General features: G+C 56.7%; 23 protein-coding genes and 2 tRNA genes. 2 read left to right on the forward strand and 23 right to left on the reverse strand.

Annotated elements, in window-relative coordinates; genetic code table 11:
* The 6 genes from HMPREF2682_RS09475 to HMPREF2682_RS05710 all read right to left on the reverse strand — a co-directional run.
* Positions 1-378, reverse strand: a 378-nt coding sequence (locus HMPREF2682_RS09475; RefSeq protein WP_168167723.1) for a hypothetical protein, incomplete at its 3' end; no start/stop codon positions are given.
* Between the two features lie 180 nt (positions 379-558).
* Positions 559-1,050 (reverse strand): hypothetical protein, encoded by a 492-nt coding sequence (locus HMPREF2682_RS05690; protein WP_070832183.1) that lies wholly within the window; start codon positions 1,048-1,050, stop codon positions 559-561.
* Between the two features lie 31 nt (positions 1,051-1,081).
* Positions 1,082-1,513, reverse strand: a complete 432-nt coding sequence (locus tag HMPREF2682_RS05695; RefSeq protein ID WP_070832186.1) for a DUF4190 domain-containing protein — start codon at positions 1,511-1,513, stop codon at positions 1,082-1,084.
* Between the two features lie 168 nt (positions 1,514-1,681).
* Positions 1,682-2,317 carry a polyprenyltransferase gene (locus HMPREF2682_RS05700; RefSeq protein WP_070832189.1) on the reverse strand — a complete coding sequence of 212 codons (636 nt, stop codon included), beginning with the start codon at positions 2,315-2,317 and terminating at the stop codon, positions 1,682-1,684.
* A gap of 222 nt (positions 2,318-2,539) precedes the next feature.
* On the reverse strand, positions 2,540-2,878 hold the full coding sequence (locus tag HMPREF2682_RS05705; RefSeq protein WP_070832192.1) for a DUF4190 domain-containing protein: 339 nt from the start codon (positions 2,876-2,878) through the stop codon (positions 2,540-2,542).
* A 271-nt stretch (positions 2,879-3,149) separates the two neighbouring features.
* A complete protein-coding gene (locus HMPREF2682_RS05710; RefSeq protein ID WP_070832195.1) occupies positions 3,150-3,572 on the reverse strand; it encodes a hypothetical protein in 423 nt (140 codons plus the stop codon).
* Between the two features lie 270 nt (positions 3,573-3,842).
* Between HMPREF2682_RS05710 and HMPREF2682_RS05715 the strand changes: the two genes are divergently transcribed.
* Positions 3,843-3,934 (forward strand) — tRNA-Ser (locus tag HMPREF2682_RS05715).
* A 79-nt stretch (positions 3,935-4,013) separates the two neighbouring features.
* Here the strand turns inward: HMPREF2682_RS05715 and HMPREF2682_RS05720 are convergent.
* The 9 genes from HMPREF2682_RS05720 to HMPREF2682_RS05760 form a co-directional block, all read right to left on the reverse strand.
* Complete coding sequence (locus tag HMPREF2682_RS05720; protein ID WP_070832198.1) at positions 4,014-4,559, reverse strand: SixA phosphatase family protein; 546 nt, start codon at positions 4,557-4,559, stop codon at positions 4,014-4,016.
* Between the two features lie 151 nt (positions 4,560-4,710).
* Entirely contained in the window at positions 4,711-5,463 is a 753-nt protein-coding gene (locus tag HMPREF2682_RS05725) for a winged helix-turn-helix domain-containing protein (protein ID WP_070832201.1), read from the reverse strand.
* A gap of 576 nt (positions 5,464-6,039) precedes the next feature.
* Positions 6,040-6,678, reverse strand: coding sequence for a uracil phosphoribosyltransferase (gene upp, locus HMPREF2682_RS05730; RefSeq protein WP_070832204.1), 639 nt, complete (start codon positions 6,676-6,678; stop codon positions 6,040-6,042).
* A 172-nt stretch (positions 6,679-6,850) separates the two neighbouring features.
* A tRNA-Ser gene (locus HMPREF2682_RS05735) sits at positions 6,851-6,937 on the reverse strand.
* A 166-nt stretch (positions 6,938-7,103) separates the two neighbouring features.
* Positions 7,104-7,724, reverse strand: a complete 621-nt coding sequence (locus HMPREF2682_RS05740) for a TetR/AcrR family transcriptional regulator (protein WP_070665911.1) — start codon at positions 7,722-7,724, stop codon at positions 7,104-7,106.
* A gap of 79 nt (positions 7,725-7,803) precedes the next feature.
* Positions 7,804-10,410 carry a YhgE/Pip domain-containing protein gene (locus HMPREF2682_RS05745; protein WP_070832207.1) on the reverse strand — a complete coding sequence of 869 codons (2,607 nt, stop codon included), beginning with the start codon at positions 10,408-10,410 and terminating at the stop codon, positions 7,804-7,806.
* A 2-nt stretch (positions 10,411-10,412) separates the two neighbouring features.
* Positions 10,413-11,318, reverse strand: a complete 906-nt coding sequence (locus HMPREF2682_RS05750; protein ID WP_246827257.1) for an ABC transporter ATP-binding protein — start codon at positions 11,316-11,318, stop codon at positions 10,413-10,415.
* 299 nt (positions 11,319-11,617) lie between these two features.
* Complete coding sequence (locus tag HMPREF2682_RS05755; RefSeq protein WP_070832210.1) at positions 11,618-12,145, reverse strand: nucleoside deaminase; 528 nt, start codon at positions 12,143-12,145, stop codon at positions 11,618-11,620.
* A gap of 41 nt (positions 12,146-12,186) precedes the next feature.
* Positions 12,187-14,376, reverse strand: a complete 2,190-nt coding sequence (locus HMPREF2682_RS05760; RefSeq protein WP_083321762.1) for a RecQ family ATP-dependent DNA helicase — start codon at positions 14,374-14,376, stop codon at positions 12,187-12,189.
* A gap of 337 nt (positions 14,377-14,713) precedes the next feature.
* On the opposite strand from HMPREF2682_RS05760, the gene HMPREF2682_RS05765 reads away from it, so the two are divergent.
* Complete coding sequence (locus tag HMPREF2682_RS05765; protein WP_070832213.1) at positions 14,714-15,370, forward strand: DedA family protein; 657 nt, start codon at positions 14,714-14,716, stop codon at positions 15,368-15,370.
* A 149-nt stretch (positions 15,371-15,519) separates the two neighbouring features.
* Here the strand turns inward: HMPREF2682_RS05765 and HMPREF2682_RS05770 are convergent, their stop codons facing one another.
* The 8 genes from HMPREF2682_RS05770 to HMPREF2682_RS05805 form a co-directional block, all read right to left on the reverse strand.
* On the reverse strand, positions 15,520-16,179 hold the full coding sequence (locus HMPREF2682_RS05770) for a hypothetical protein (RefSeq protein WP_044150058.1): 660 nt from the start codon (positions 16,177-16,179) through the stop codon (positions 15,520-15,522).
* A 325-nt stretch (positions 16,180-16,504) separates the two neighbouring features.
* The gene (locus HMPREF2682_RS05775; RefSeq protein ID WP_246827258.1) at positions 16,505-17,308 is read right to left on the reverse strand and encodes a hypothetical protein; all 804 of its coding nucleotides are present in this window, start codon (positions 17,306-17,308) and stop codon (positions 16,505-16,507) included.
* A gap of 201 nt (positions 17,309-17,509) precedes the next feature.
* Positions 17,510-18,382, reverse strand: coding sequence for a multidrug ABC transporter permease (locus HMPREF2682_RS05780; RefSeq protein WP_246827259.1), 873 nt, complete (start codon positions 18,380-18,382; stop codon positions 17,510-17,512).
* Between the two features lie 88 nt (positions 18,383-18,470).
* Positions 18,471-20,153, reverse strand: coding sequence for an ABC transporter permease (locus tag HMPREF2682_RS05785; protein WP_070832219.1), 1,683 nt, complete (start codon positions 20,151-20,153; stop codon positions 18,471-18,473).
* A 107-nt stretch (positions 20,154-20,260) separates the two neighbouring features.
* Positions 20,261-20,854, reverse strand: a complete 594-nt coding sequence (locus HMPREF2682_RS05790) for a flagellar type III secretion system protein FlhB (protein WP_049349909.1) — start codon at positions 20,852-20,854, stop codon at positions 20,261-20,263.
* Between the two features lie 107 nt (positions 20,855-20,961).
* A complete protein-coding gene (locus tag HMPREF2682_RS05795) occupies positions 20,962-21,765 on the reverse strand; it encodes an organic solvent tolerance protein OstA (RefSeq protein WP_070604992.1) in 804 nt (267 codons plus the stop codon).
* A gap of 135 nt (positions 21,766-21,900) precedes the next feature.
* Positions 21,901-22,593, reverse strand: a complete 693-nt coding sequence (locus HMPREF2682_RS05800; protein ID WP_070832222.1) for an amino acid transporter — start codon at positions 22,591-22,593, stop codon at positions 21,901-21,903.
* Between the two features lies 1 nt (position 22,594).
* Positions 22,595-23,104, reverse strand: coding sequence for an asparaginase domain-containing protein (locus HMPREF2682_RS05805; RefSeq protein WP_070832225.1), 510 nt, complete (start codon positions 23,102-23,104; stop codon positions 22,595-22,597).
* Positions 23,105-23,264 lie beyond the last annotated feature (160 nt).

Below are 23,264 nucleotides of genomic sequence, written 5' to 3' on the forward strand. Positions count from 1 at the left end.
TAGCCCCAGCCCGTTAAGAAGCAGACCACCCATAGCACGCGTACCGTACCGGCGTGCCACGAACCCCTGCCAGATACCCAGGATGTTCAGGATTGGGGCAAGGAGAGCTATCTGCGGAGCACTTTCTTCAAGACCTCGGACAAGAGACCAGCACCCTAGAACGAAAGACAGCGGGCTGAGGAAGCCAAAAAGTAGGGAGAAGTTCGCTGCCCTTTTACCCGCCGCTTGATCTGAAAACTCACCCGGAGACTCATTGGCGGGTAGTAGCTGTTCGTCAGAAGTATCCGGGTTAGACTGCTCGTTGCCCTCTTCTTGGTATAGCTTGGTGTATTCGGGGTTGTAATCGAAGGCTTCATTGTTTTGGGGCAGCTGCGACATCGCATCCACGACCTTTCACATTCCACACGCGAGGGGTGTTAACTTCACCCTAGACTCTCCCCATCAGGGAAACAAGCATGTCGGGCTCAATCCAGGAAACACACGGCATACATACAGCAAAGCCCGCACCTCACCATGAGGAGCGGGGCTTTTCGTGTTCAAGGTTCTGAGTTCTCGAGGCTAGTTCCAGTACTGCATAAGAGCGTTCAGGGTCCTCGACGGGCCTGAATCATTTAATCCAGACAAAGCACTCAGAATCATGATGATCAGGGCGACGATACCAATGAAAATGCATAGCCCCAGCCCGTTAAGAAGCAGACCACCGATGGCGCGCTTACCGTATCGTCGTGCCACGAACGCCTGCCAGATACCCAAGATGTTTAGCAATGGGGCAGTGAGAGCCAGGAGTGAACCGATTTCATAGCCATAGGCAGACCACCGAAACCCTAGAACGAAAGACAGCGGGCCGAGGAAGCCAAAAAGTAGGGAAAATTTCGCTGCTCTTTTACCGGCTTGCTCCCTCTGCACGTCGGGAGGTAGTAGCTCGCTTACAGATTGTCCCCAGTCGTCCGTACTGTCAGCGTCGGACTGCACGCTGTTGTTCGCCTGGTAGAGCTTGGCGTATTCGGGGTTGTTATCGAAGGTTTCATTATTTTGGGGTAACTGCGACATCGCATCCACAACCTTTCAGAATCCATACACGTTAGTTGGTGCGCCACACCCACAGTGTCCAGGCGTTCACGAGCACGAAGCTGACGATGGCAACCCAGCTCAATACGCGACCCGCGGCAGGAATCGCACCGTAGCGATCTGCTTCCTTAGCCTTCCACAGACCAAGAGTACCCAGCACAACAGACGGAATACCGAAAAGCCACCAGCCCCATACCGCAACGCTGACAAGACTGAGCACGCCAAAGGCAAGTGAGAGTTGGGATGCGCGTTCCCCCAAATCCCGTTCAAAAGACTCTCTTCTCTTCTGTGAGAGCGGTGTCAGCGGGGGCCGACTATCAGGGTCGTAGCGGTCATTCGGGTTGTAGTCATCATAGTGTTCGCTCGTGCTTTTATTCTGCTTCAACCCTTTGTACCCAAAGCTTGAGTCAAAGGGGTTGGGCTCTTGCGGGTAGTAGGACGACATCGCATCCACGACCTTTCAATACCGGGTGTTAACTTCACCCTAGACCTCCCCCACCTGGGGAACAAGCATGTCGAGCCCAATCCAGGAAACACACGGCATACATACAGCAAAGCCCCGCGCCTCACCATGAGGAACGGGGCTTTCACCTTTTCGAGACAGACAAAGATTTTAGAAAAGCGCCAGCATCTGTACAGTCTCCACGAGCCTAGAATTTGCGGCAGAATCCGAAAGAGCCAGCATAATCGCCAGCAGCATACCGCCACCGAAAAGCACCAAGAACATGCCACCAATGGCTACGCCAATCCAGTTCATGATGCGACCAGCCGAAGCAGCCGCGCCGTAGCGCTCCGCCTCGTTCGCCTTGAAGATACCGATAACACCCAGAATCAGGGAGGGCAGACCGAACATCCACCAGCTGAGAGTCGCAATACAAGCCAAGCTGATAATACCGAGCACCGTGGAAGTCTGAGCAGCCTTCTCACCGGCAAGCTGCTCGGGAGTCTTCTGAATGATACCCACGGGAATCATCATGGGCTGACCGTACTGGTACTGCTGCTGGTACTGCTGACCGTACGGGTCGTACTGATTCTGGCCGTACGAGTCTTGCCCATACGAATTCTGACCGTACTGGTCGTAGGAGTACTGATCATAAGAGCCCTGGCCGTACTGACCGTAAGACCCCTGCCCGTACTGTCCGTACTGGGTATTCTGCCCATACTGACCGTTCTGGTTGTACTGCTCGTTCAGACGGTTGTAGTCCGGGTTGTAGTCGTAGGGGTCTGAGCCCCGAGGAGTCTGAGACATGGCATCTCACTTTCGTACGGCTGGTGTGTATTAAACCTAATTCACCCTAACCCATGAATGGGATGGGTACAACTACACCCGTTATGCAACCCCGCACAATGCGCCTTGAAGCACTGGATACGCGCCTTATCAGGTACGCAAAAGCCCGCGTGCGCACGAGGCGCTCGCGGGCTTTCTGTAGCCAGTGTCCATGGAGGATGCTGGCTAAAACGTTATAGGGTTCTAGCCCAGGTTCCTGATAGCACCCAGCCCCACAACAATAATGCTCAGGACCAGAGCAGCACCACCGATGATGGAACCAGTCAGTGCCAGACCACGGGTCTGCAGCTCAGGGACACGCAGAGCCGCCAAACCAAAAGCCAGGCCCAGTGCACTGAAAAGCGGGCTGAGAAGGACCAGACCAACAGCGCCAAATACAATAGCGAGAATCGACAGAATCTTCGCCCTCTTCATCTGAGCCTGCTGCTCGGGGGTCGGGACCGGCTGACCGTACGGAGCCTGCTGACCATACTGGGGATCCTGGTTGAACTGGGGCTGGGGGTTGTTGGGGTTTTCAGACATGATTTCTCGCTTCGCTGAGTGATGAGGCGCCTCTGGCTGTGCTGTATCGGAAGATAAAACGTCAGAGATGCTCTCTATTTATCGGTTGGGACTCATGCAGTGTATCGAACATGCTTATGAACCTCAAAGCCCCTAGCCCATAGTCCACGGCGAAAAACCACGTCAGGTGACCACAAAAACTGCTCCAGCTAAGCAGGAGAGTACGCAAAAGCCCGCGTGCGCACGGGGCGCTCACGGACTTTCTCTGACCAGTAGTTATGAAAGATATTGTCTAAACATGCATCATGACCATAACGAACAGCAGCATCTCAAAGGGCCGAAACAGGATACCGAGCAGCATATTCATGATGCCCAACGCAACACCAGCCACACGCATGTGACCGCGGTGGCGTGAAGCAATCGCCATAATCAAACCCGCAAGGCCCAGAACAAAAGAAGCACCTCCACCCGTCTGATGATTCAGCACAAAAACACTAATCGTTCCAAGAACACCAATAACGACCGAGACCATCGCAATAACCCAACCCACGGTATGCGTGTTCTTCCCTTCGGGAAGAACATACACCGGCTGCACAAACTGCGCAGGACGCACCGCAGGCTGCGCAACCTGCTGGCTATTGAAAGCCGGGTTATTCACAGAGGAGAAGGGAGCACCCTGAGGAGCCTGGGGCATCTGAGGAACGGTGGTAGTCACGGGAGGGAGCCTTTCTATCTGGACCGCAATGTCGCTTCTACCCTCAAAACTACATCACCTAAATACCTCAAACGCATAAATTCAGGGTATTTAAAGGTTAAACCGCCTTATTCACACGTTTCTCGCAGGTAAAGAAATCACGGTCAAAATCACGGTCGCGAAGAAACTAACACCATCCCACCCACATATACCCCCCGCCCCTCACAAGCCGAATTGACCAAGCGCAAAACAGCCTATATTCTTATAGGGATGCGCTCACGAGCGCACCGTGGAGACGTGCCAGAGCGGCCGAATGGACTTCACTGCTAATGAAGGGTCGGGGTTAAACTCGACCGGGGGTTCAAATCCCCCCGTCTCCGCCACTAAAAGCCCCGTACCGGCTGGTACGGGGCTTTTGCTTTACCCATTCCGTTTCAGGCGCGAAGTTTAGAAGCTCCTGACCTAAAAACTCTTGAAATCCACGAGGCGCGCATCCGCACCATCAAGCAGACCCCACTCCCCCGGCACCTCAAACACCGCAATGGAAGAAGGCGGGAAGCCATAGTACACATCCATGGACGCATTCGGGTCAGAATCAGGGCTCATCAAACGCTGCGCGGCATCCTGCACGCCGGGCAGATGCGACACCACCATCAGAGAATGAACATTCTCAGAAACACTATTGATACGCGCAATGATGCGGGACGCAGACACCTCATACAGTCCCTCATCCAGATGAGCAGTAGGCGCCTTCGCCCCCAAACCATCCGAAACCCAGGTCGTCGTCTGGCGAGTACGCAACGCCGACGACGACATAATCTGCTCCGGAATATAACCGCGCGAAGCCAACCAGGCACCAGCAGCGGCAGCCTGCTCATGACCGCGCTTCGTCAGCGGGCGATCAAAATCATTCAGACCCCAATCAGCCTCCGCATGGCGCATAATAATCAGACGCTTAACCCCGCGGCGGTGCGAGCCAGATGCAGTGTTGGAAGAATTTTCAGCCATACACCTATTCTATCTAGAGGGCGCCGGAACGTGCCGCACGCCGCCACAGCAAGCACACTAACACCCCCAGGCAGGCACAAGTAAACCCCGGCGCACCGGCATCACACCAGCACACCGGGGTGCACTCTACAGAAGCTAAATTCTGCACACGCTAAATCGAGTATTCCGGAGCAGCCCAGACAACAACCTCGGGGTGCTCAAAGAAGCGGTAGCCCTGACCGCGCACCGTGCGCACGGTACCCGAGAGGCGGCCCAGCTTCGAACGCAGACGACGAATATGCACGTCAATCGTACGCTCGTGCGGATGCTCGTCACCCGAGCTCCACAGCGCCTTCAGTAGCTCTTCACGACCCACGGTACGGGAAGAATTCTCTACCAGGTGCGCCAGCAGCTCGAACTCCTTGAAGGTCAGCATGAGCGGCTCGCCGTCCAGGAACACCTCGCGGCGCGCCAGGTCAATCAGAACGCCCGAGGAGTGGCTGTTCGTGGTCTCTGCTTCGCGGGCGACATTCGCCTCCGGATGCATGTACATTGCGGTCGGATCACCGAGCGCATTACGCACCACCTCAAGGTCGCTACCCTCAGCGTTCACTGGAGCCAACGCCACAGCGGCGTAGGACTCCGACTCAGGTGCCAGATGGTGTGCATAGGTGCGCAAATCCTGAACGATACGCACCAGGGAGGTGCCGTTCGCAGCGGCAAGTTCCTCGTTCAAACCCACGTAAAGCACGAAGCCGCGTGCCTCATTTTCCTGAGCCTGCTTGTGGGCAGGGTCGCCAGCTGAGAAAGTCATCGGACGCAACGTTGCGGCCTGAGCAGCGGGACGCTGAGGCTGCACGACCTGACGCTTAGCGGCGCGGCCGCGCTGGGAGATGTGGACATATCCAGGTACAGCGCCTGACATGGTTCAACCTTCTCTCAAAGTCTGTGTACGGGATCCCATTCGTACATGGTGTGGGGTGCGCCGGAAGTGACGCCGAGTCAAACAGTCCCCAATACCTGTTCGAGTCTCAATCCTCATACTTAATATTTCTCCTATTTGACGGATAAATCAAGCGGATTCGACATAGTGGATATACCTCTGGCGGTAACAGGAGTACAATAGCCCTCCCCTATTTTGGGAGGTTTCATGCGGAACCTGAGGCTTTCAGCTTTTTTCCCACATAAATATTCACGGTTTCTGTTATGTATGGGTTACACCCTGCATTTTCATGTGAAGCTGTGAATACGCTTGAAGTTTTGAAGTATTCTCAAATGCCTTAATGTGTTCCTAATCACATATGGGGAGGGCGTTGCAAAAGCCAGCACCAACACCCAGCAGCACCATCGCCACCCAAGCCCCAGACGCATTAGACACGCACCGCCACACCGCGGCACGCAACCCACCGAATACCCACAAGACGTAGCAAAGCGCCTCCGCACATACATATGCAGAGGCGCTCCACTCACAACGAGCAAATAAGCTCGCTCAGCCAGGCTATTACTCAGCCAGACCGTACAGACGGTCACCGGCATCGCCCAGACCCGGAATAATGTACGCCTTCTCGTTCAGACGCTCATCACGAGCAGCCAAGAACAGGTCAACATTCTCCATGCCCTCAACGCCCTTCTCCAGAGCAGCAATGCCCTCAGGAGCAGCAATCAGGCACACACAAGTCACAGACTCAGCGCCGCGCTTACGCAGGAACTTAATAGCCTCAATCAGAGTGCCACCGGTAGCCAGCATCGGATCCAGCAGGTACACCTGACGGCCGGTCAGATCCTCCGGCAGACGCTCAGCATAAGTCACGATATCCAGGGTCTCCTCATTACGAGCCATACCCAGGAAGCCAACCTCAGCGGTCGGGACCATACGGGTCATACCCTCCAGCATGCCCAGACCAGCACGCAGAATCGGAACAACCAGCGGCTTAGGATCAGCAATACGAACACCGGTAGTAGTCGCCACCGGAGTCACAACCTCAACCTCTTCCACGCGGATCTCGCGAGTCGCCTCATAGGCAAGCAGAGTCACCAGCTCATCAACCAGCTGACGGAAAATCGGGGACGGAGTGTTCTTATCACGCAGAACACTAATCTTGTGAGAGACCAGCGGGTGGTCAAGAATCTTAATACGCATAATACGATTTTACCCAGCCCCGAATCAGCAAGCACCGGCAAAGCCCCGGAAGTGGCACACACCCTATAAAACTAGGCGAATACCGCCACGCAAACACCCGCCAGCACCATCCCAAAACAATCCAGGCATGCAAAAACCCGCCGAGACGAATCTCGACGGGTTTTCGTTGGTGCGGTGGTGGAGGGATTTGAACCCCCGTTGGCTTTTACACCAAACATCATTTCGAGTGATGCACCTTCGGCCGCTCGGACACACCACCAACAGTGGAAAACTATAGCACACCCCCAACAGGAGGGCAAGAACAAGCCTACATATCGTGCGCGTACGGCAGCCGGGTGTCGCCTCTTTCACGGTCCCTTTAACCGTGCCCTTTTCGACACCCGACACCGAAGTCCCGGCTACGTCTGCAGACCCAACAGGTCCGCCTAATGACGGATATACCCATCTACAACCAGCATGACAGCACGCGTTGCATCCTCAGCATTGCGCTCCGCCTGATGCACTTCACGATCCATGGCAAGCATGTAAATCGCGCCGAACATAGAGATCGCAATCGCACGAGGATTCTGAGCGGTATCAACCGTATAGCGGCGAGCCACAGCCTCCGTCATCTCCTCCAAATAATTCAGAAGATCCAGACGGTTATCGCTCATCGCCTCAGTCCAACCATCCGCGCCCTTCCACGCCTCCGCAAGCCACATCCGAGTAAAACCCGGACGGTCCTCAAGATACTGGAACGCGGCACGAATAGCACTCCGCAACGCCTCACGCGGATCAGAATGAACCGACGCCGCGCGACGCGCATCGCTCAGCAGCAACTGCGTGCCGTACTGGACCAGCTGATCCACCATGGTCTTCTTAGAACCAAAGTTGTAATACACGGTTCCCTTAGAAACACCCGCCCGGGCAGCCACCTCTTCAACAGTGGCGTACTCAAGCCCCTTCTGGGTCATGATATCCATGGCAGCGTTGAACAACTTCAACTGAGTTTTACCAGTACGGCCGGGACGACGACTTGCAGCTTCAGCGACAGGGCGCTGCAACATCAGAAGTCTTCCCTCCCTTTTTGCAGATATATCTCTATTTTATTAGACAGTTTTCCCCGGTGCGACCAAACAGGGCGCGTTACACCGTAATCTCCGGTGCAAGCTTCTTCAGCGACCACGTACGATCACGACGCGTGCCAATGTAACCCAACACCAGACCAGCCAAACCCCACAGAGTCAAAACCAGCATGATGCCCCACAGGCTCGACTCATTAATGCCATAAGCCAAACGGCGCGTACCCGCCACCGCATAACCCATCGGGAAGAAGTCATGCATCCAACGAATCGACTCAGGCAGAGTCTCATACGGCATCGTGCCGCCCGCAGTAATCAGCTGCAGAATCAGAATGACCAAAGCAACCAGCTTGCCCGGCGCACCCAAGATCACCGTCAAACCATGAATGAAACCGGTAAAGACCAGAGCCACGTAGCAAAGGAACAGCCACACCAGCCACGGATGAGCCATCTCAAAGCCCAAACCGAACTTAATCACGACAAACATCAGAGTCGCCTGAGCAATACCCACCAGGCCAAACGGCATCCAGCTACCGAGCATCACACGAATCGATGGAGCATGCGAAGCCAACGCGCGGTTATTCATCACGCGCAGCGTCTGAACCAGCATCAGGCCGCCAATCCACAGCGCCAGACACATGAAGAACGGGCCCATGCCCTCACCATAGTTACGGCCCGACGCCAGCGACTCATGCGACAAAGTCACAGGGTTCGACATCGTATCCGCAACCTTCGCCTGATCAGTCGGCGCAAGGCTCGGAACCTGCTTAGCACCAGAAGCCAGACCGCTCTCCAGCGACGAAGTACCATCCTTCAACTCGGAAGCACCATCATTCAGCTGAGTAGAACCATCAGACAGCTTCGCCGTACCATCAGAAAGCTTCGACGCACCATCCTTCAGCTCATTCGCGCCATCAGCCAGCTTCTGCTGACCCTCAACCGCAGACTGCTCCTTCTCCGCCAAAGTACCGCTACCATCCTTCAGCTCGGCAGTGCCGTTCTTCAAAGAACCAGTACCCTCCTTCAGCTCAGAAGCGCCACCGGACAGAGTCGCAGAACCACTCGCAAGGCTCGAAGCGCCCGAAGCAATCTTGGAATTACCATCAGCCAGGGTCGCCGAGCCCGACGCCAACGAGGATGCGCCAGCATCCACGCGAGCGGCACCATCAGCCACCGACGAAGCGCCCTTCGCAAGCGAAGACGCACCGGAATCCAGCGAATCCACGCCAGCCACCAAAGTCTGAATCTTTGCCGCAGTCGACGACGTACCATCAGACACACAATGGCTTGACTTCAACGCGCTCAACTTCGACAGGGCATCAGCAGCGGCAGCATCACGAGTAGCCAGATGCGACTGCAGAGCCTTCTGATTCAGCTCAGCAACCTCATTCTTCGTCTCCTCAGAATCAACAGCAGCCACCAGCTGATCAGCCTGCTCCTGAGTCAACGTACCCGCCTCAACCAGCGGAGTCACCCGAGCACGAACCTTCTGCGCACTCGCAGACACCACAGTATTCGACAAGTCACGACCAAAATCGCCACTACCAGCAGAAGTATCCGTCTCATGCAAGCGCATGCACATCGCATTCAGCTGAGCCGGCAACTCACGAATACCCGCCTGATCCATGCCTTCACGCATCTGATGGATACCCGACGCCAAATCATTAGCGCCCTTCGCAACCGCCGCCGAACCATCCTTCAAGCTCGCAGTACCCTCAGCCAGAGTCGCCGAACCATCCTTCAGCTTCGACGCACCATCAGAAGCAGACGCCGCCGCCGAAGCCAAGGTCGACGAACCATCCTTCAAACTCGAAGCACCATCAGCAAGCTTCGCGGCGCCAGAATCCAGCTTCGCGGCGCCCGAATCCAAAGTCGACACACCATCAGCAAGCTTCGCGGCGCCCTCCGCCAACTGCTTCTGGCCATCCAACAACTGGGACTGACCATCTGCCAAGGAGGAGGTGCCATCCTTCAGCTTCACGGCACCATCATTCACCGTGGCAGTACCATCCTTCAGCTGAGTGATAGCATCCGCCAGCTTCACCGTACCGTTATTCACCTTCGACGCACCATCAGCAGCCTCACCCATCTTCGAATGGATGGTCGTGAAGCTAGCCAACAGCGAATTAGCCGTCGAATTACCGACCTTCTCAGCCACCGAATCACGCACCGCAGTGCCCGCCTTCGTGACAATATTCGTCAGCACATAGTTATTGGCGTCATTCGTAATGACCTCAATACCCGCCGAACGCGCATCAATAGTGCCCGTCTTACCGTCAGCATCAGGCTTGAACGAACCGGCACTCTGCAAATTGCGGGAGAAATCCTTCGGAATCACCATCGCAAAGTCATAGGTGCCGTTCTCCACGCCCTCAACAGCCTCAGAACGGGTCTGCACCTGACGCCAATCAAACGTGCCAGCATCCAGAAGATTCTTCTTCACGTCATCACCGGTATTCACCTGCTGACCCTCAGAATCCGTCGCGCCCTCATCCTCAACCACCAGGGCACCCACAATGCCATTCACATTACCGTAAGCATCCCAGTTACCGTACAGGTACAGGGCACCGTACAGCAGCGGGATACAGGACATAGCAAGCAGCACCAGAACCGGCAAAACACCGCTGGTCAGGCGCTTAAGCTCAACAAGAGCCACGCGTAGAACAGTCATTCTTACTCCTTCTCAGCGGTCTTCTGGGCAACAGTTTTCTCGTTGCTGGTCTTCTGGTTATCAGTCTTATGGTCAGTGGTCTGACCGAGCGCGCCGGATGCCGCGGAGGCCAGAGGAATAGAAGAGGTCAAGGGGATTTCTTCCACCTCACGCACCTCAACCACGTCAATCACAGGCTCGGTCTGGGTTAGTTCTTCTGCCGCAGTCAGCTCTTCCGTCTCAGTCAGCTCTTCTGCAGGCTCCTCAGCCGGCTCAAACTCGCCGTCCTGATCCATGTGGACACTACCCACCACAGCACGGGCGCCCCGCCAATCCCTCGAAATATGAGGCACAATCGCCACCACAGTACGGGGACGTTCCTCGTCAGCGGCAAGCTCCTCCAGGTACGGAAGCCACATATAGGTGTGGTTCAAATGACGGGAGGGCGTGTCAAAAACCAGCAGGTCCGAGGGGCTACTCTGCGCCAGGGCGGTCATCAGCTCAATGTTCATCTCGCCGTCCAGCTCATCCATCCACAGGCCGTCGAGGTCCTCAAGGCCGCGCTCCTTCAACCAGCGGCTCGCGCGAGAACGGCCAAAAATCGGCAGATTGTAGGAGAGCATCTCAGAGACATAGTCGTGTACGCGCATGTGCTGCTCCGGGGCAGTCACATCGGGGGAATCGATAATGTCGCTGATGCGGCGCAGCTTCTTCATCGAAATCGGCTGCGGCTCCTCATCGCCGGCGCTCCAAAAAATCTCGCCACCCGACAGAGGCAAACGGCCAGTAAGAGCCAGGCCAAGGGAAGTACGCTCCATCTGGCTATCAGCCTGAATAATGATGACCTCACCGTGACCCACAGAAAAAGAGGTACGACCAAAAAGGGCGTGGTGACGCCCCTTAGCCCAAATATTGTTAACGCGAAGCACGAATAATTCCCCTTAAATACAGGACGGTTCAGGTGAGTTTTGGAGAGCACTCCGCAGGTTGCGTGGGGTATCTATTTTCAGTCACGGGCAGACGGAGGCTCCAGTGCCTATATATGGTAGACCCGGACATGTGTGATGTAGTGGGCTTTTGGCCCGAAATTGGGTACCAATTTTGAAATTTTTGAAGTATTTTTCAAAGAAACAGGGGTTTTCGTACAAATAACGCGAAAAGCCACGCGCTCTCACGTAGCTTTTCGCGTTATATAAAACAGTTCCTGAAGCGCCACCACGGGTGACGGTTAGGGGCGGCGTTCCTTAAAGAAATCCACCATCAGCTGCGCACATTCCTCAGCACGCACTCCCGCATAAACCTCGGGAGCCGGGGCAACCCTGCCGTCACGCAGTACATCATAACGACTACCGGCAGCGCCAGTCTTCTCCTCCCAGGCGCCAAAAACCACCGTCGAAACGCGCGACGCCAAGATCGTGCCGGCGCACATCAGGCACGGCTCCACGGTCACGACCAGGGTGCAACCGTCCAGGCGCCACTGCCCGCGATGCGCCGCCGCCTGACGAATCGCGTTCACCTCCGCATGGGCACTGGGGTCATGCTCCCGCTCGCGGGTATTGCCTGCCGAACCAATAATGACACCCTGCTCATCTACCACCACAGCACCGATAGGGATCTCACCACGCTCACCTGCAGCGGCACCCTCGGCGAGGGCGCGCACCATCCACTCGCTGTGTTCGGGGCGAGCGGGAATATCGCTGAGCACGGCGGAAGAACCGTCTGTGACCGTCAATTTTGAATATTCCGAATATGACATACAACCTCGTCAGGGGAATAAATAAACGATAATGGGCGCAACTAGTGGGTGGCAGCCAAAGAGAAAGGATACACCGCAGAAGCACCCGCCAGCCGCAGCTCACGCGCCACAACCGTAAACGCCCACCGCGAATCCACCACATCAGAAACCAGCAGAACAGGGCACCGATGCTCACGCACATAGTCCAGAACTTCTGCAGGCACCCGGTACGAGCGCAGCACATCCGCACAACGGAACGCGCTATTACCGCCAAAGAAACGCGGCTCCCCCACCAGAGACACCTGACCCAAATCCACCAGACGACCCACCGATGCCAATCCCCTACCCAGGGACTGAGCTAAACGGGGACGCACCGGCGAAGGCAGAGTCAACACCGCCACCGGACGACCCGCCTCAGACCACTCCCAAGCAGCAAGCACCTTCACGCAAGCGCGACCCAGCTCGGCAGGAACCTCAGAATCAACCGGCTCGCCCAGCTCATTCGTCGCCAGAAGCTCACGCAGACGAGTACCGTACCCCATGTCGCTCAGACGCGCCAAAGCGTAACCGGATTCAGCCTGCTCGTCCTTAGACAAACGACCGCGCGGCGCATCCGCACCCATCAGCTGATCCAGCCCGCTCGGCCACATGCGGCGCGGCTGCAGGGGCACGCCCACCGTATTGAAGCTACTCTGTGCCGCCTGTTGCGCCTCAGCGGGAACTTCAACCGGGTACCAGGGGCCCGCACATACATCGCAACGACCGCAAGCAGTCGCGGAAGCATCATCAAGCTGCTGAGCCAGGAAAAGCATACGGCACTGGCTAGTGCGTTCATACTCGAGCATGGCGTTCTGCTCCACCACACGCGCCTGCGCCACCGCCGCGTAACGGGCACTATCGTACTGCCACGGCAAAGAGGTTCGACGCCAATAGTTGCCTTCCTTCACGGCGGCACCCTCAACGTCCAGCACCTTCAGCAGAAGCTCCAGGGTGGAGCGGCGCAGCTGAACGCGCGCCTCCAACGCGGTAATACTCAACCCCTCCGGGGACTGGGCGAGGACATCCAGCACCGCCAGCGCCTGTTCCTCGTTAGGCATGGAGGCGGTCGCAAAATACTCCCAAATGGCGCGGTCTTCACGACCGGGCAGGAGCAGAACATCAGCATTGACGGCACCTCGTCCGGCGCGGCCAATCTGCTGGTAGTAGCTCACCGCAGACGACGGCGCACCCAGGTGCACAACAAAACCCAAATCAGGCTTATCAAAACCCATACCGAGGGCACTCGTCGCCACAAGAGCCTTCACCCTGTTTTCCTTGAGTGCCTGCTCTGCAACCAGCCGCTCATCCGGATCAGTTTTGCCGGTGTAGGCGAGCACTTCGTAGCCGCTGGCACGCAGAGCATTTGCGGTATCTTCTGCCGCAGAGACAGTCAACGTGTAGATAATGCCCGAACCGGGCAGGCTGTTCAGGTGCGTAAGCAGCCAACCGATGCGTTGCGCCTCATCAGGCAGGGTCAGAACACCCAGGCGCAGGGACTCGCGGGACAGCGGACCGCGTAGCACATGCACGGGTGCGGTGGTATCAGTGCTGAGCTGTTCGGCAATATCGCGGCTAACGCGGTCATTCGCGGTCGCGGTAGTCGCCAGCACCGGCACACCCACCGGCAGAGACTTAATGAGCGAACCAATACGGCGGTAATCGGGGCGGAAGTCATGGCCCCAGTCAGAAATACAGTGCGCCTCATCAATGACGAGCAGGCCCAGGCGCGGCAGCAGGTACGGTAGCCACTGCTCGCGGAACGCCGGGTTATTGAGGCGTTCGGGGCCCACCAGGAGCACGTCGAGCTCGTTAGCTTCAAGGTGGGTGCGGATTTCATCCCATTCGGTGACGTTCGCGGAGTTCACCATGGCGGCGCGCACTCCCGCGCGGGATGCCGCCTCGACCTGATCACGCATGAGGGAAAGCAGCGGGGAGACGATAAGCGCCGGGCCCATACCGCGGGCACGCAACAGCAGGGAAGAAATGAAATAGACTGCGGACTTACCCCAGCCGGTACGCTGCACGACGAGGGTGCGGGCGCGGTCGGCTACGAGGGCGCGAATCGCCTCGTACTGGCCGTCGTGGAACTCGGCATCAGCGACGCCGGTGAGGCGGCGCAACACTTCACGGGCTTCAGCATGCAGGGGATCCGTGTGCAGGGAATCAGCATGCATGGAGTCGGCGGGGCTGGACGCTGGGTGCTGGGGGTTCATGGTTCTCTCCAACGGTGGGTGGTTGGGTCAATCGCTACGCCGCGACGCGCCGTGCTCTCTTTCCATCATGTCACACCCCGTATCCTCCGGCTCTGCGGATGGTCATTTCTTGGAGAGGCACGCGAGCGCCGCGTCACCTCGGAATGTTTAGCCGCGATGGTGGGGAGATTTACGCCTCGCTCACCCGTGCATCCGGCGTAAATGCCGGTAGAATTGTGCCAGTAATACACAGCCTCCGCATAGTTTTGCACAATGTTCACCATAGGTACGCTTTCTATGCTAGTGTTACTCCGCCGCCGATCCGTGCGTGCGGTCCACTCACAGTTCAGGATTTTTCATGACTTTTCTTGCCACCGCTTTGGCGCATCTTCCGGTTGCGCTCTTGGGCCTCGACCTTGAGCAGTTCCTGCTCGATACCGGCCCCTGGGTTCTGGTAGTTTCGGCAATTATCGTATTTATTGAGTCCGGTGTTCTTTTCCCGATTCTTCCGGGTGACTCCCTGATTTTTGCTCTGGGTATGCTGCATGAGCAGATGGGCCTGTCCCTGTGGGTTGCGTTCCCGGTCCTGGTGCTGGTCGCTATTGCTGGCGCTGAGGTTGGCTACCAGATTGGTGCCCGTTACGGCCGTAAGATCTTCAAGGATGACGCGAAGATTCTGAGCACCAAGAACCTGCACACTACTGAGGAGTTCTTCCAGAAGCGCGGTAGTTTGGCTCTGGTTCTGGGCCGCTTCGTGCCGATTGTTCGTACTTTTGTGTCTCTTGCGGCTGGTATTTCTTCGTACGACCGTAAGAAGTTCCACCTGTGGAATATTGTTGGCGCGGTTGCGTGGATTGGTTTGATTGGTCTGGCGGGTGTGCTGCTGGGCGGTATCCCGTTCGTGCACAACAACATTGAGTACATTGCTGTGATTATTGTGGCGGTTTCTGTGGTGCCGGTTATTATCGAGTACCTGCGTGGCCGTTCGAAGGCGAAGCAGGAATCTGCTGAGTAATACGTGAGTCCTTCTCGGCTCCTGAGCCGGGGATGAGAAAAGGTGGGGATACCGTTTGGTATCCCCACCTTTTTGCGTTCTCTCAAACCCGGTGGAGGTGATGCCCCGGAAGCCAGCTACACCTCCGCGAGGTTACTACCTCCGCGGGGTTACTTTAGGCCCATGCGTCGCAGGTCTCCACGCATTTGGATGTATCGCCCCACCTGCGGCTGGCAGAGAAGAACAATAATCACGATGCGGCTGATAAAATCAAAGGCGAGCTTCGCGCACAAGACTTCAAGGGTCATAAACGGGCCAAAGAACAACACCCTAAGCATTTGCGAATTGTATCCATTGTCAAAGAAAACGTGGGCACAGAGAACTACATACACAATATCCAGGATCATGCGTAACGCGCCCTCAATAATAATCACCACTCGCGCCCACTCATAACCCTCATTGAGGTACCAGGCAGAGACTGCTCCAAGGACAATAGGGAGAACCATCGTAAGCCCCATCGTCATACCTGCAAACATGTAAGCGCCCGTAAATTCTAGACCCACAAGAGGCTGTAGAGGGTATGTGGACATGTACAGCACCAAGAATAGGGATACAGCCCAGATGGCAATGGGACGCGACGGAAGATTAATAGCACGCTGGACGTCCGGAACACCGTGTACGGGGCGAGAACCAGCAGGAACTGGAGTCTGGGGTGCCACCGCTACGGGTGCTGCGAAGTTCGGTGCCGGAAAGTTCGGTGCTGCGGCATTAGGCTGAGGCGCCTGAGGTGCCAGCGCGCCCGCCGAGGCGCCGGAAGCGTTGTTAAACATCGTCGTTCTTTCTCTCGTATGCTCGCACTATGGTGTGCAAATCGGTGTTTGTTCCACTTTTTTAGGTAGATTTACGCGAAACCTACCTAAAAGAGTTATTTGATGTAGTTAGCTGAGAGAATAATACTTTTTCAGTATAGGGTAAGCCCAGGGGGAAATAGGGCTTTTTATAGAAAGACTGGAACCTTTTAGGCAACTCAAAGGGTTTTACCAGCTAGAAGATTGCGATGTTTAACGCAAAAGGGGTGGGGATACCGTCTGGTATCCCCACCCCTTTCATGCTCTGAACCTTTTGGTGATAGTGGTGTCGTCTGGGGCAAACGCCCTAGTTGAGGCGGTTCCCGCCCTCGTTGGAGTTCGCACCGGGTTCTGGCGGATTCTGACCGGCAACCTGACTATGCGGCGTGCTGCCGGCAGTCGTGTACGCCCACACAGGGGGACGGGTCAGCAACACAATGTTTCGGATGTAGAGGATAGTAATGACAACACCAACCGCGGTACTCAAGAGAAGAGAAATCGCCAGGTCCATAGAGTCGTAGGACTGCAAATATTCCATCAGCCAGGTGAGATATCTGGAATCCATGAAGAAATCTTGCGCAAACCAATACATACGGCTCAAGACCTCGTAGGCGCTACACACGAGGATAAGTATGTGCGCCCATCTGTGCCCTTCCCAGGTCTTCCAGAAGAGGAAAATCTGGATAAAAATGAAGATGAGGGGGAAGCCCAGCGTGAAGAGAAGAGACAGCGCCCCCAAGCTGGAGGTTAGATTCTTAAGGAGTATGAACGTTTGAATATTCCTGAAAAGCAACAGAATAATGATGACGGTCATGCACCGCTTAGCACTGCGCAGGGCCCTCGGGCGTACCCGACCCGCACGTTCGGAGGCGACAGCGTAACCGGCGGTCGCCTCCCGGTAGCCGGTGGTGGTTTGCTCGGAGGCGCTGGCGCCGGGTGCGCTGTCCCCCGCCGCATTACTCTCTGCAGTGCCACTGGGGGCGGTACTGGTGGGGGCGGCGTTACTCTCTGCCGTGCTATTTTCAGCCTCGTCGGAGGGCAACAGCACACTGTACTCGGGAACCGTGTACTCCGGGTCATTCAACGGTTGCTTCGGGGTACGTTCTGACATCGTCATTCCTTTCTCCCCTGGCGCCCACCCCGCGTTACAGTGCACAGGGCGGGCGTTAAAGAGTCTTACCCCAAGGATATAAGGAGGCGCGCCACACCCCAGGAAGGCGGTACCCTTTCTCAGCGTATTCAGAGGTACCCGAGTCATCACGTGCGCCATTCCGAGAGCTAGCCTCGGAACTCCTGACGTTGTTGCGCCTTTCTACGTGCCCCATCCAGCGCTACGGTGTGGCGGGCGAGGGTTGTTTCTCTCTGATGAGATGCGTTCGCCGTCCTTGTCATCAGCGAAAAGTTCTCGAAGTTCTGCCGGGACCTGACCGGCAGCCTGTCTCGTCTCAGACATCATCTGCTGGTGTTCTAGTGCACGTGCTCCGCTAACGATTTGGGTGTACGTCCTAATAGGAGCACGAGTCAGCAGCACAATCATCAGGAGGTAAAGAATGAGAGTAAAAACGCCGCTCACGATACGCACCAGGCTGGACGCCGCAGCCGCTCTAGAGCTTAACTCCGAGAAATTATCCGCAAGAATAAGCACACCGCTAGCAGCCGCGAGAGCGCAGTAGATGATGGTAAGAATGCGCGCCCACTCGCGGCCATCCCAGATCTTCCAGAGAATAAAAATCGGGATGGCGGAGAGGATGAGGGTAACCACCAGGGCATAGAAGAAAACACTCACCACCATCTCAAAATCGATATGTGACCGGCCTAGAATCGGTAGAAAATTACTCAGGGGCCCCAGCACGATAATGGCGGCAGCGCACCACATGACGCTGCGCATAGCCTTCGGGCGCTCCGGAATTACCTGCTCGGAGGCGGCAGTGTAGCCGGTGGTCGCCTTCCGGTAGCCAGTAGTGGTTTGCTCGGGGGTGCTGGCGTGTTCGGAGACGCTGCCGCCGGGTGCGTTGTCCTCTGCCGCGCTAGTGTCTGCGGCGCTACCGGAAGCTACGTTGCTGGAGACGGCATCGCCCTCTGCCGCGCTGTTTTCAGGTTCGCTGGAGGGCAACAGCACGCTGTACTCGGGAACCGTGTACTCCGGATCGTTCAACGGCTGCTTTGGGGTACGTTCTGACATCATTGTTCCTTTCTTCTCTTCGCACCTGCCTCGCGCGCTGTAGCACGGGGCAGGTGGCAAAGAGTCTCCCCATGGGGAGGGGCTTCCCGCCCTAGTTGAGGCGGTAGCCTTCCTCGGTGTACACGGAAGTATCCTTGTAGCCGCGCTGTTCGTTGCGGGAGTTCTTCCGCGCATCCGTACGGCGGGCCCTCTTGTACTGCTGAGCGACCGCTTCTTCAGCCCGTCGGTTAGTTTCCTTTTCTTCCCTGCGGGTCTGTTCTTCTTCCAGGTGAGTACGCGTTTCTGCATCCTGATGCGCAACAATCCAACCGTCACCGGCGTTCACCTGTTCGCGTGCTTCCATCCGTGCCAACCTCGCGGTAGCCATATAAATCCTGGTGGAACGGCTAATGAGCAGCACAACTATCAGGGTGGAGAGGAGCGTAATCAAGGTGTCAGCAACATTCTCAGACAGCACAGCTGACGCGTAGTACTGAGAACTCCACGTCTGCGTACCATTCAGCAACCGGGAAAGATAACCAGTCGTCAGGAAGGTGTTCACAAAATCTATCAAGCCCCTGATAGCTATATAAGCGAAGCTAATAAAGATGACGACATACGCCCAGAATCGGCCCCTCCACAGTCGCCAAAGGACAAACATCGGTATGGCGTGCTCAACGAGGAGGAGCACTATACCGGGGATAATGAAACCCACCCATAATTCGACGCCACCAGCTGAACGCCCATCAATCATATGTAGGAAGATTTTATGGATTGCTTCCACCGCCATAATGGCGACAAAGCATCGCATGACGATACGCAGCGACTTCGGGCGGGGCGGGAGCACCACCTGAGGCGCGGCAGGCGCGGTGGAGGCGGTGGTAGCCTTCGCACCATCGTGCGCTTCCTGTTGGGGCTTATCCGACCCGCCAGACGCGCCTCCGAAGTTAGGCTTTACACCCGCCTTCTGGGCGCGCTGAACCTGCTGTATCTCAGCCAGCAGGCGGTTCTTCTCCGCCGGGTCCTTCGACAACGCATAATCGGCGGAAAGCTCACGCAACAGATGCTCGGTAGAGTCCTTGACCGGGCCTTCTTCCTTCTCGATCTGACGAAGAACATCCTCACGGGTCGGCTCTTCCTCATCATCCGCCATGCTGTCCTTAATGATCTGCATCTGCTCCCGAATCGCCGCGGGGCTCGGGACCACGCCCACAGCCGGGCGAGTCAGCAAAAACAGGAGAACGGCGCTACCCGCCGTAATTACCGCAACCAGAGCCTGCGTCACGATAGACGAGGCGGTAGCAGGATGCGATACAGGGTCAAGGGCGGTAAACGCGGGGAAAAGCACCTGCGCCAGGCCAAAGACACCGGCAAAAGAGAGCACACCGCTCAAGGAACACAGCAGAAGGTACAGCATCAGCAGGCGGCGCGGATTAACGTACCCTGCCTTGATGTAGTCCAGAACGAACCAGAGGAACGGCACCACAAAGACGGCGTCAGGCAGAATCTTCGGCACGGCATAGCCAATGAACGAGCCGATGTTCAAACTACGACCCGCAGTTACGAGAATCTGGTACGCGTCCAAGAGGAAGTACACCAGAATGAGCATCATCGCAATGGAATACGCTTTACCGAGAATCGCCATTCCCCGGTCGAATTGTTGCTCCTTATCGCCAACTATGCCGAGGTTCCTTTTTGCCTCTTCAAACGCCGCCCTCTCATCGTAGGTACGCTTGGCAACGCCGGGGCTCGTCTGCGGTACGGACTCGTGTGCAGGTTCGGAAGTAGGGTGCACGGGTCATCCTAACAGTGGTTGGTGAATAGTGGTTGGTGAATAATGTTATCGGTGAGCCGCAGGCCCGAAACCCGCGGCTAGAATCTATACGACCAGAATCTGCAAGGCTAAATCAGGTAGTCCTCGCTACGGCGCAGACGCCAATCACGGCGCGCCTCCATGTAAGAACGCGACTGACGAGACCACACCAACGCCAACGCCACCACGCACACCAGCATGTACGGCGCAGCAATATACACGGGCGTGTACAGCGGTGAAGCGCTACTGAGCAGCAGCTCAACATCCTGGCTCGGCGCACCATTCAGAGTACCCAAAAGAGCCGCAACCGCCAGCATAATCAGCAGGGACGCTAACACACCCAACGCCAACGCCACCGAAAGCACCAGCGCCGCCCAACGGTAACCGCGCAGGTACGCCACCGTGCAGAAGCCGTGCAGGGTTACGTTACCGAAGGCGCTAACCAGCAAGAACATCACCGGGTAGTACGCCTGCGCCTCCACCAGCGACTGGGCACGCCAGGTCGAAAAATGCGATAGCTGCGTCGTCGCATACGTGACACCCGTGTACCCAATCAGCACCAGCCAGCCCACAGCAATAGCGAGCAGAACCCAACCTGCCACCGACACGAGGGTCGGGGTGGCAGGCTTCGTAGGATGGGTGGTGTTCGGAGCGGATGGCGGAGAGGACTCAACGGCGGACATAGCGGAATCTTTCGGATGTCGGCTGATAGTGTGCGGAAGATGTATGAGCGAGTGTGTGGTGTGTGGGTGGCGGCGCGGTGTTCATCTACCGCGCCGCCTCAAAAACTTTAGGAAGAAATAGACGGATCAACCGTCGCAGAAATACTGTCAGGCAACGACGGCTGATCTGCCCGATTCGCCATCGCAATCCTCAAATTATTGAAGCGGTAAATGGTCAGCAACGATAAGCCAACCTCGCTCAACCAGACCAGGCCCAAAAGAACGAGCACCAGCATGGGGTCAAGCCCCATCGAAACCCCAGCCCAGTCAAGCATCAACAACAGGAACGTGATGGGTGAAAGCACCAGCCCCACCGCAACATACCCGATGAGGGAACAGATAGCCCAGACGCTATACACGGAGGCATCCGCCGAATCACGAGGAGGGCGCATCAGAGGCCACATCTGAACCACCAGGTAAAGAGCAGCCACAAAACCAAAGCAAATCGCCAACGGCTGCGTGTACTGGGAAATAATGAGGCCCTCAACCAGGCTCAAAATACACAGAATAACCGCGCGGACCAGCAGGTTCTTCTTGAGCATCTGCTGGCGCTCCTTCACCTCTTCAGCGGTGTAAGTACGCAGAAAAGCGGGAACCTGACCCTGCCCCGGGAACGGCGGCAACGGACCCGTCGGGTGCGTACGCACCACAATCGGCGGGTTCGTACCATCCTGAATAATGACGGTAGAAGTCGCCGAAATAACCGGATGCGAACCAGTCACCACCGGGGGTGCGTTCAGCGGGACAGACACCTCCGGCGTAGCAGGAGTCACGTGACGAATAGGCGCCTGAAAGCGAGTCTGCATACCGGTATCCTCATCCGGGCGTTCCTCGGATGAAGCGGCATCTGTATTCAGGTGTGTAGCGCCCATGAGTGGCCTCCTGGCAGGTGCGGGTCGTGTTTCTGTCTCTACCGTATCACGCGTACTTTAAGGGAATCTGAGCAGTAGCTGGGCGCCGCAGGCAACGCCGCCCAGCATCATTATTTGGCCCTGTTGAGGCGCAGGTTAACCCTGCTCCGCCGCCTGCGAAGCTTCCGCGTTCGGCTCTGCTACCTTCTGCTCTTCTGCATTCTGGCGCTCTTCCTCCGCCTTCTTCCGCTTGCTACGGCGCAGGCTCCTGCGAACCGCCAAACTGTAGAACAGCGAGAACAGGATCTCCAACGCGAAGGAAGCCATCACCGTCAGCAGGGTCACCGTATAGAACATGCCCACGCGGTCCAGCAGAGTCTGCGGGCCGTGCAGGGTCACGAGTACATAGGTGAAGAACGCCGTCATGATGGCAGCCGCAACCCCGGATGCCACATTCGCAAGCAGCACCAACTTCACCGAACGGTTCGCCCGGTAAATCATGGCAAGCCACATGTGCATCACCAGGTAGACCAGTGGCACCGCACCAATCGGGAAAAGCGTGACGCGGATGAAGTAATAAACAATAATCAGCGAAGGAACCACCAGCAGCAGCACACGCACCAGGTACAAGTTCTTAGCCGGCAGCGGGTAATCACTGGAGACATTCCAGAACTCGTCAGCCTGCTGCTCCAGCTCTTCCATAGCCTGCAGCTGCATGAGTTGCGCCTGCGACATATGCTCCTGCGGCACAAGATCCGAGGAACCCTCCACCTGCTCAAGCTCAGCGGCAGAACGCGGTGCGCCGTGAGAACCCGACTGCGTCTGCGGAGTGCGAGCGGAGTCAGCCATCCTAGCCCTCAAAAATACCGCGAGAACGGTCCTTACGCACGCTCTCAGCAGGGAAAATACGACCGCTCATGCTGATGTACACACCCGGCTCCAGCAGATTCAGGGCGGCAATAGCGGCACCCAGGTTGAAACCTGCATCCGAACGAGCCATCACGGCGGGCTGCATCGCACCGGTCAGCACCACAACCTTATCGCCCAGGTCGGCGTGCTCCACCAGGTAGCGGGCGGTCTCCGGCATGGTGTCGGTACCGTGAGTGATAAGCACCTGGTCGTTAGTGACAGCGTTCAGCGCCTCGGTCAGCTCGGCACGATCCTCATCGGTCATGTCCAGGCTGTCCTTGCCAATCAGCGGGCGAATATCAAAACGGATATCGGTAATCACGCGGTCCAGCAGGTCCTTAGCGGCAGGTTCACCAATATCCATGGTGCCCGCCACCGAATAGAACTTATCGATCGTGCCGCCAGTGGCAAGAATCGTGATCTCTTCGGGGTTCTTAATGGTGACGCTCACGGGGTTTCCTCATCTTTTCAGGTCAACGTACACGAATCAAAAACTGCCAGACCAACCCGGCAGAATACGCCCCACCACCCGGAATCAACACGGGGTAAAAACCCCACGCATGAGGGTGGAGACGCAAAAACCCGCCGACCCCCGCAAAGCGGGAGGCGAC

The sequence above is a fragment of the Rothia sp. HMSC061D12 genome, from assembly GCF_001836735.1.
GTDB lineage: Bacteria > Actinomycetota > Actinomycetes > Actinomycetales > Micrococcaceae > Rothia.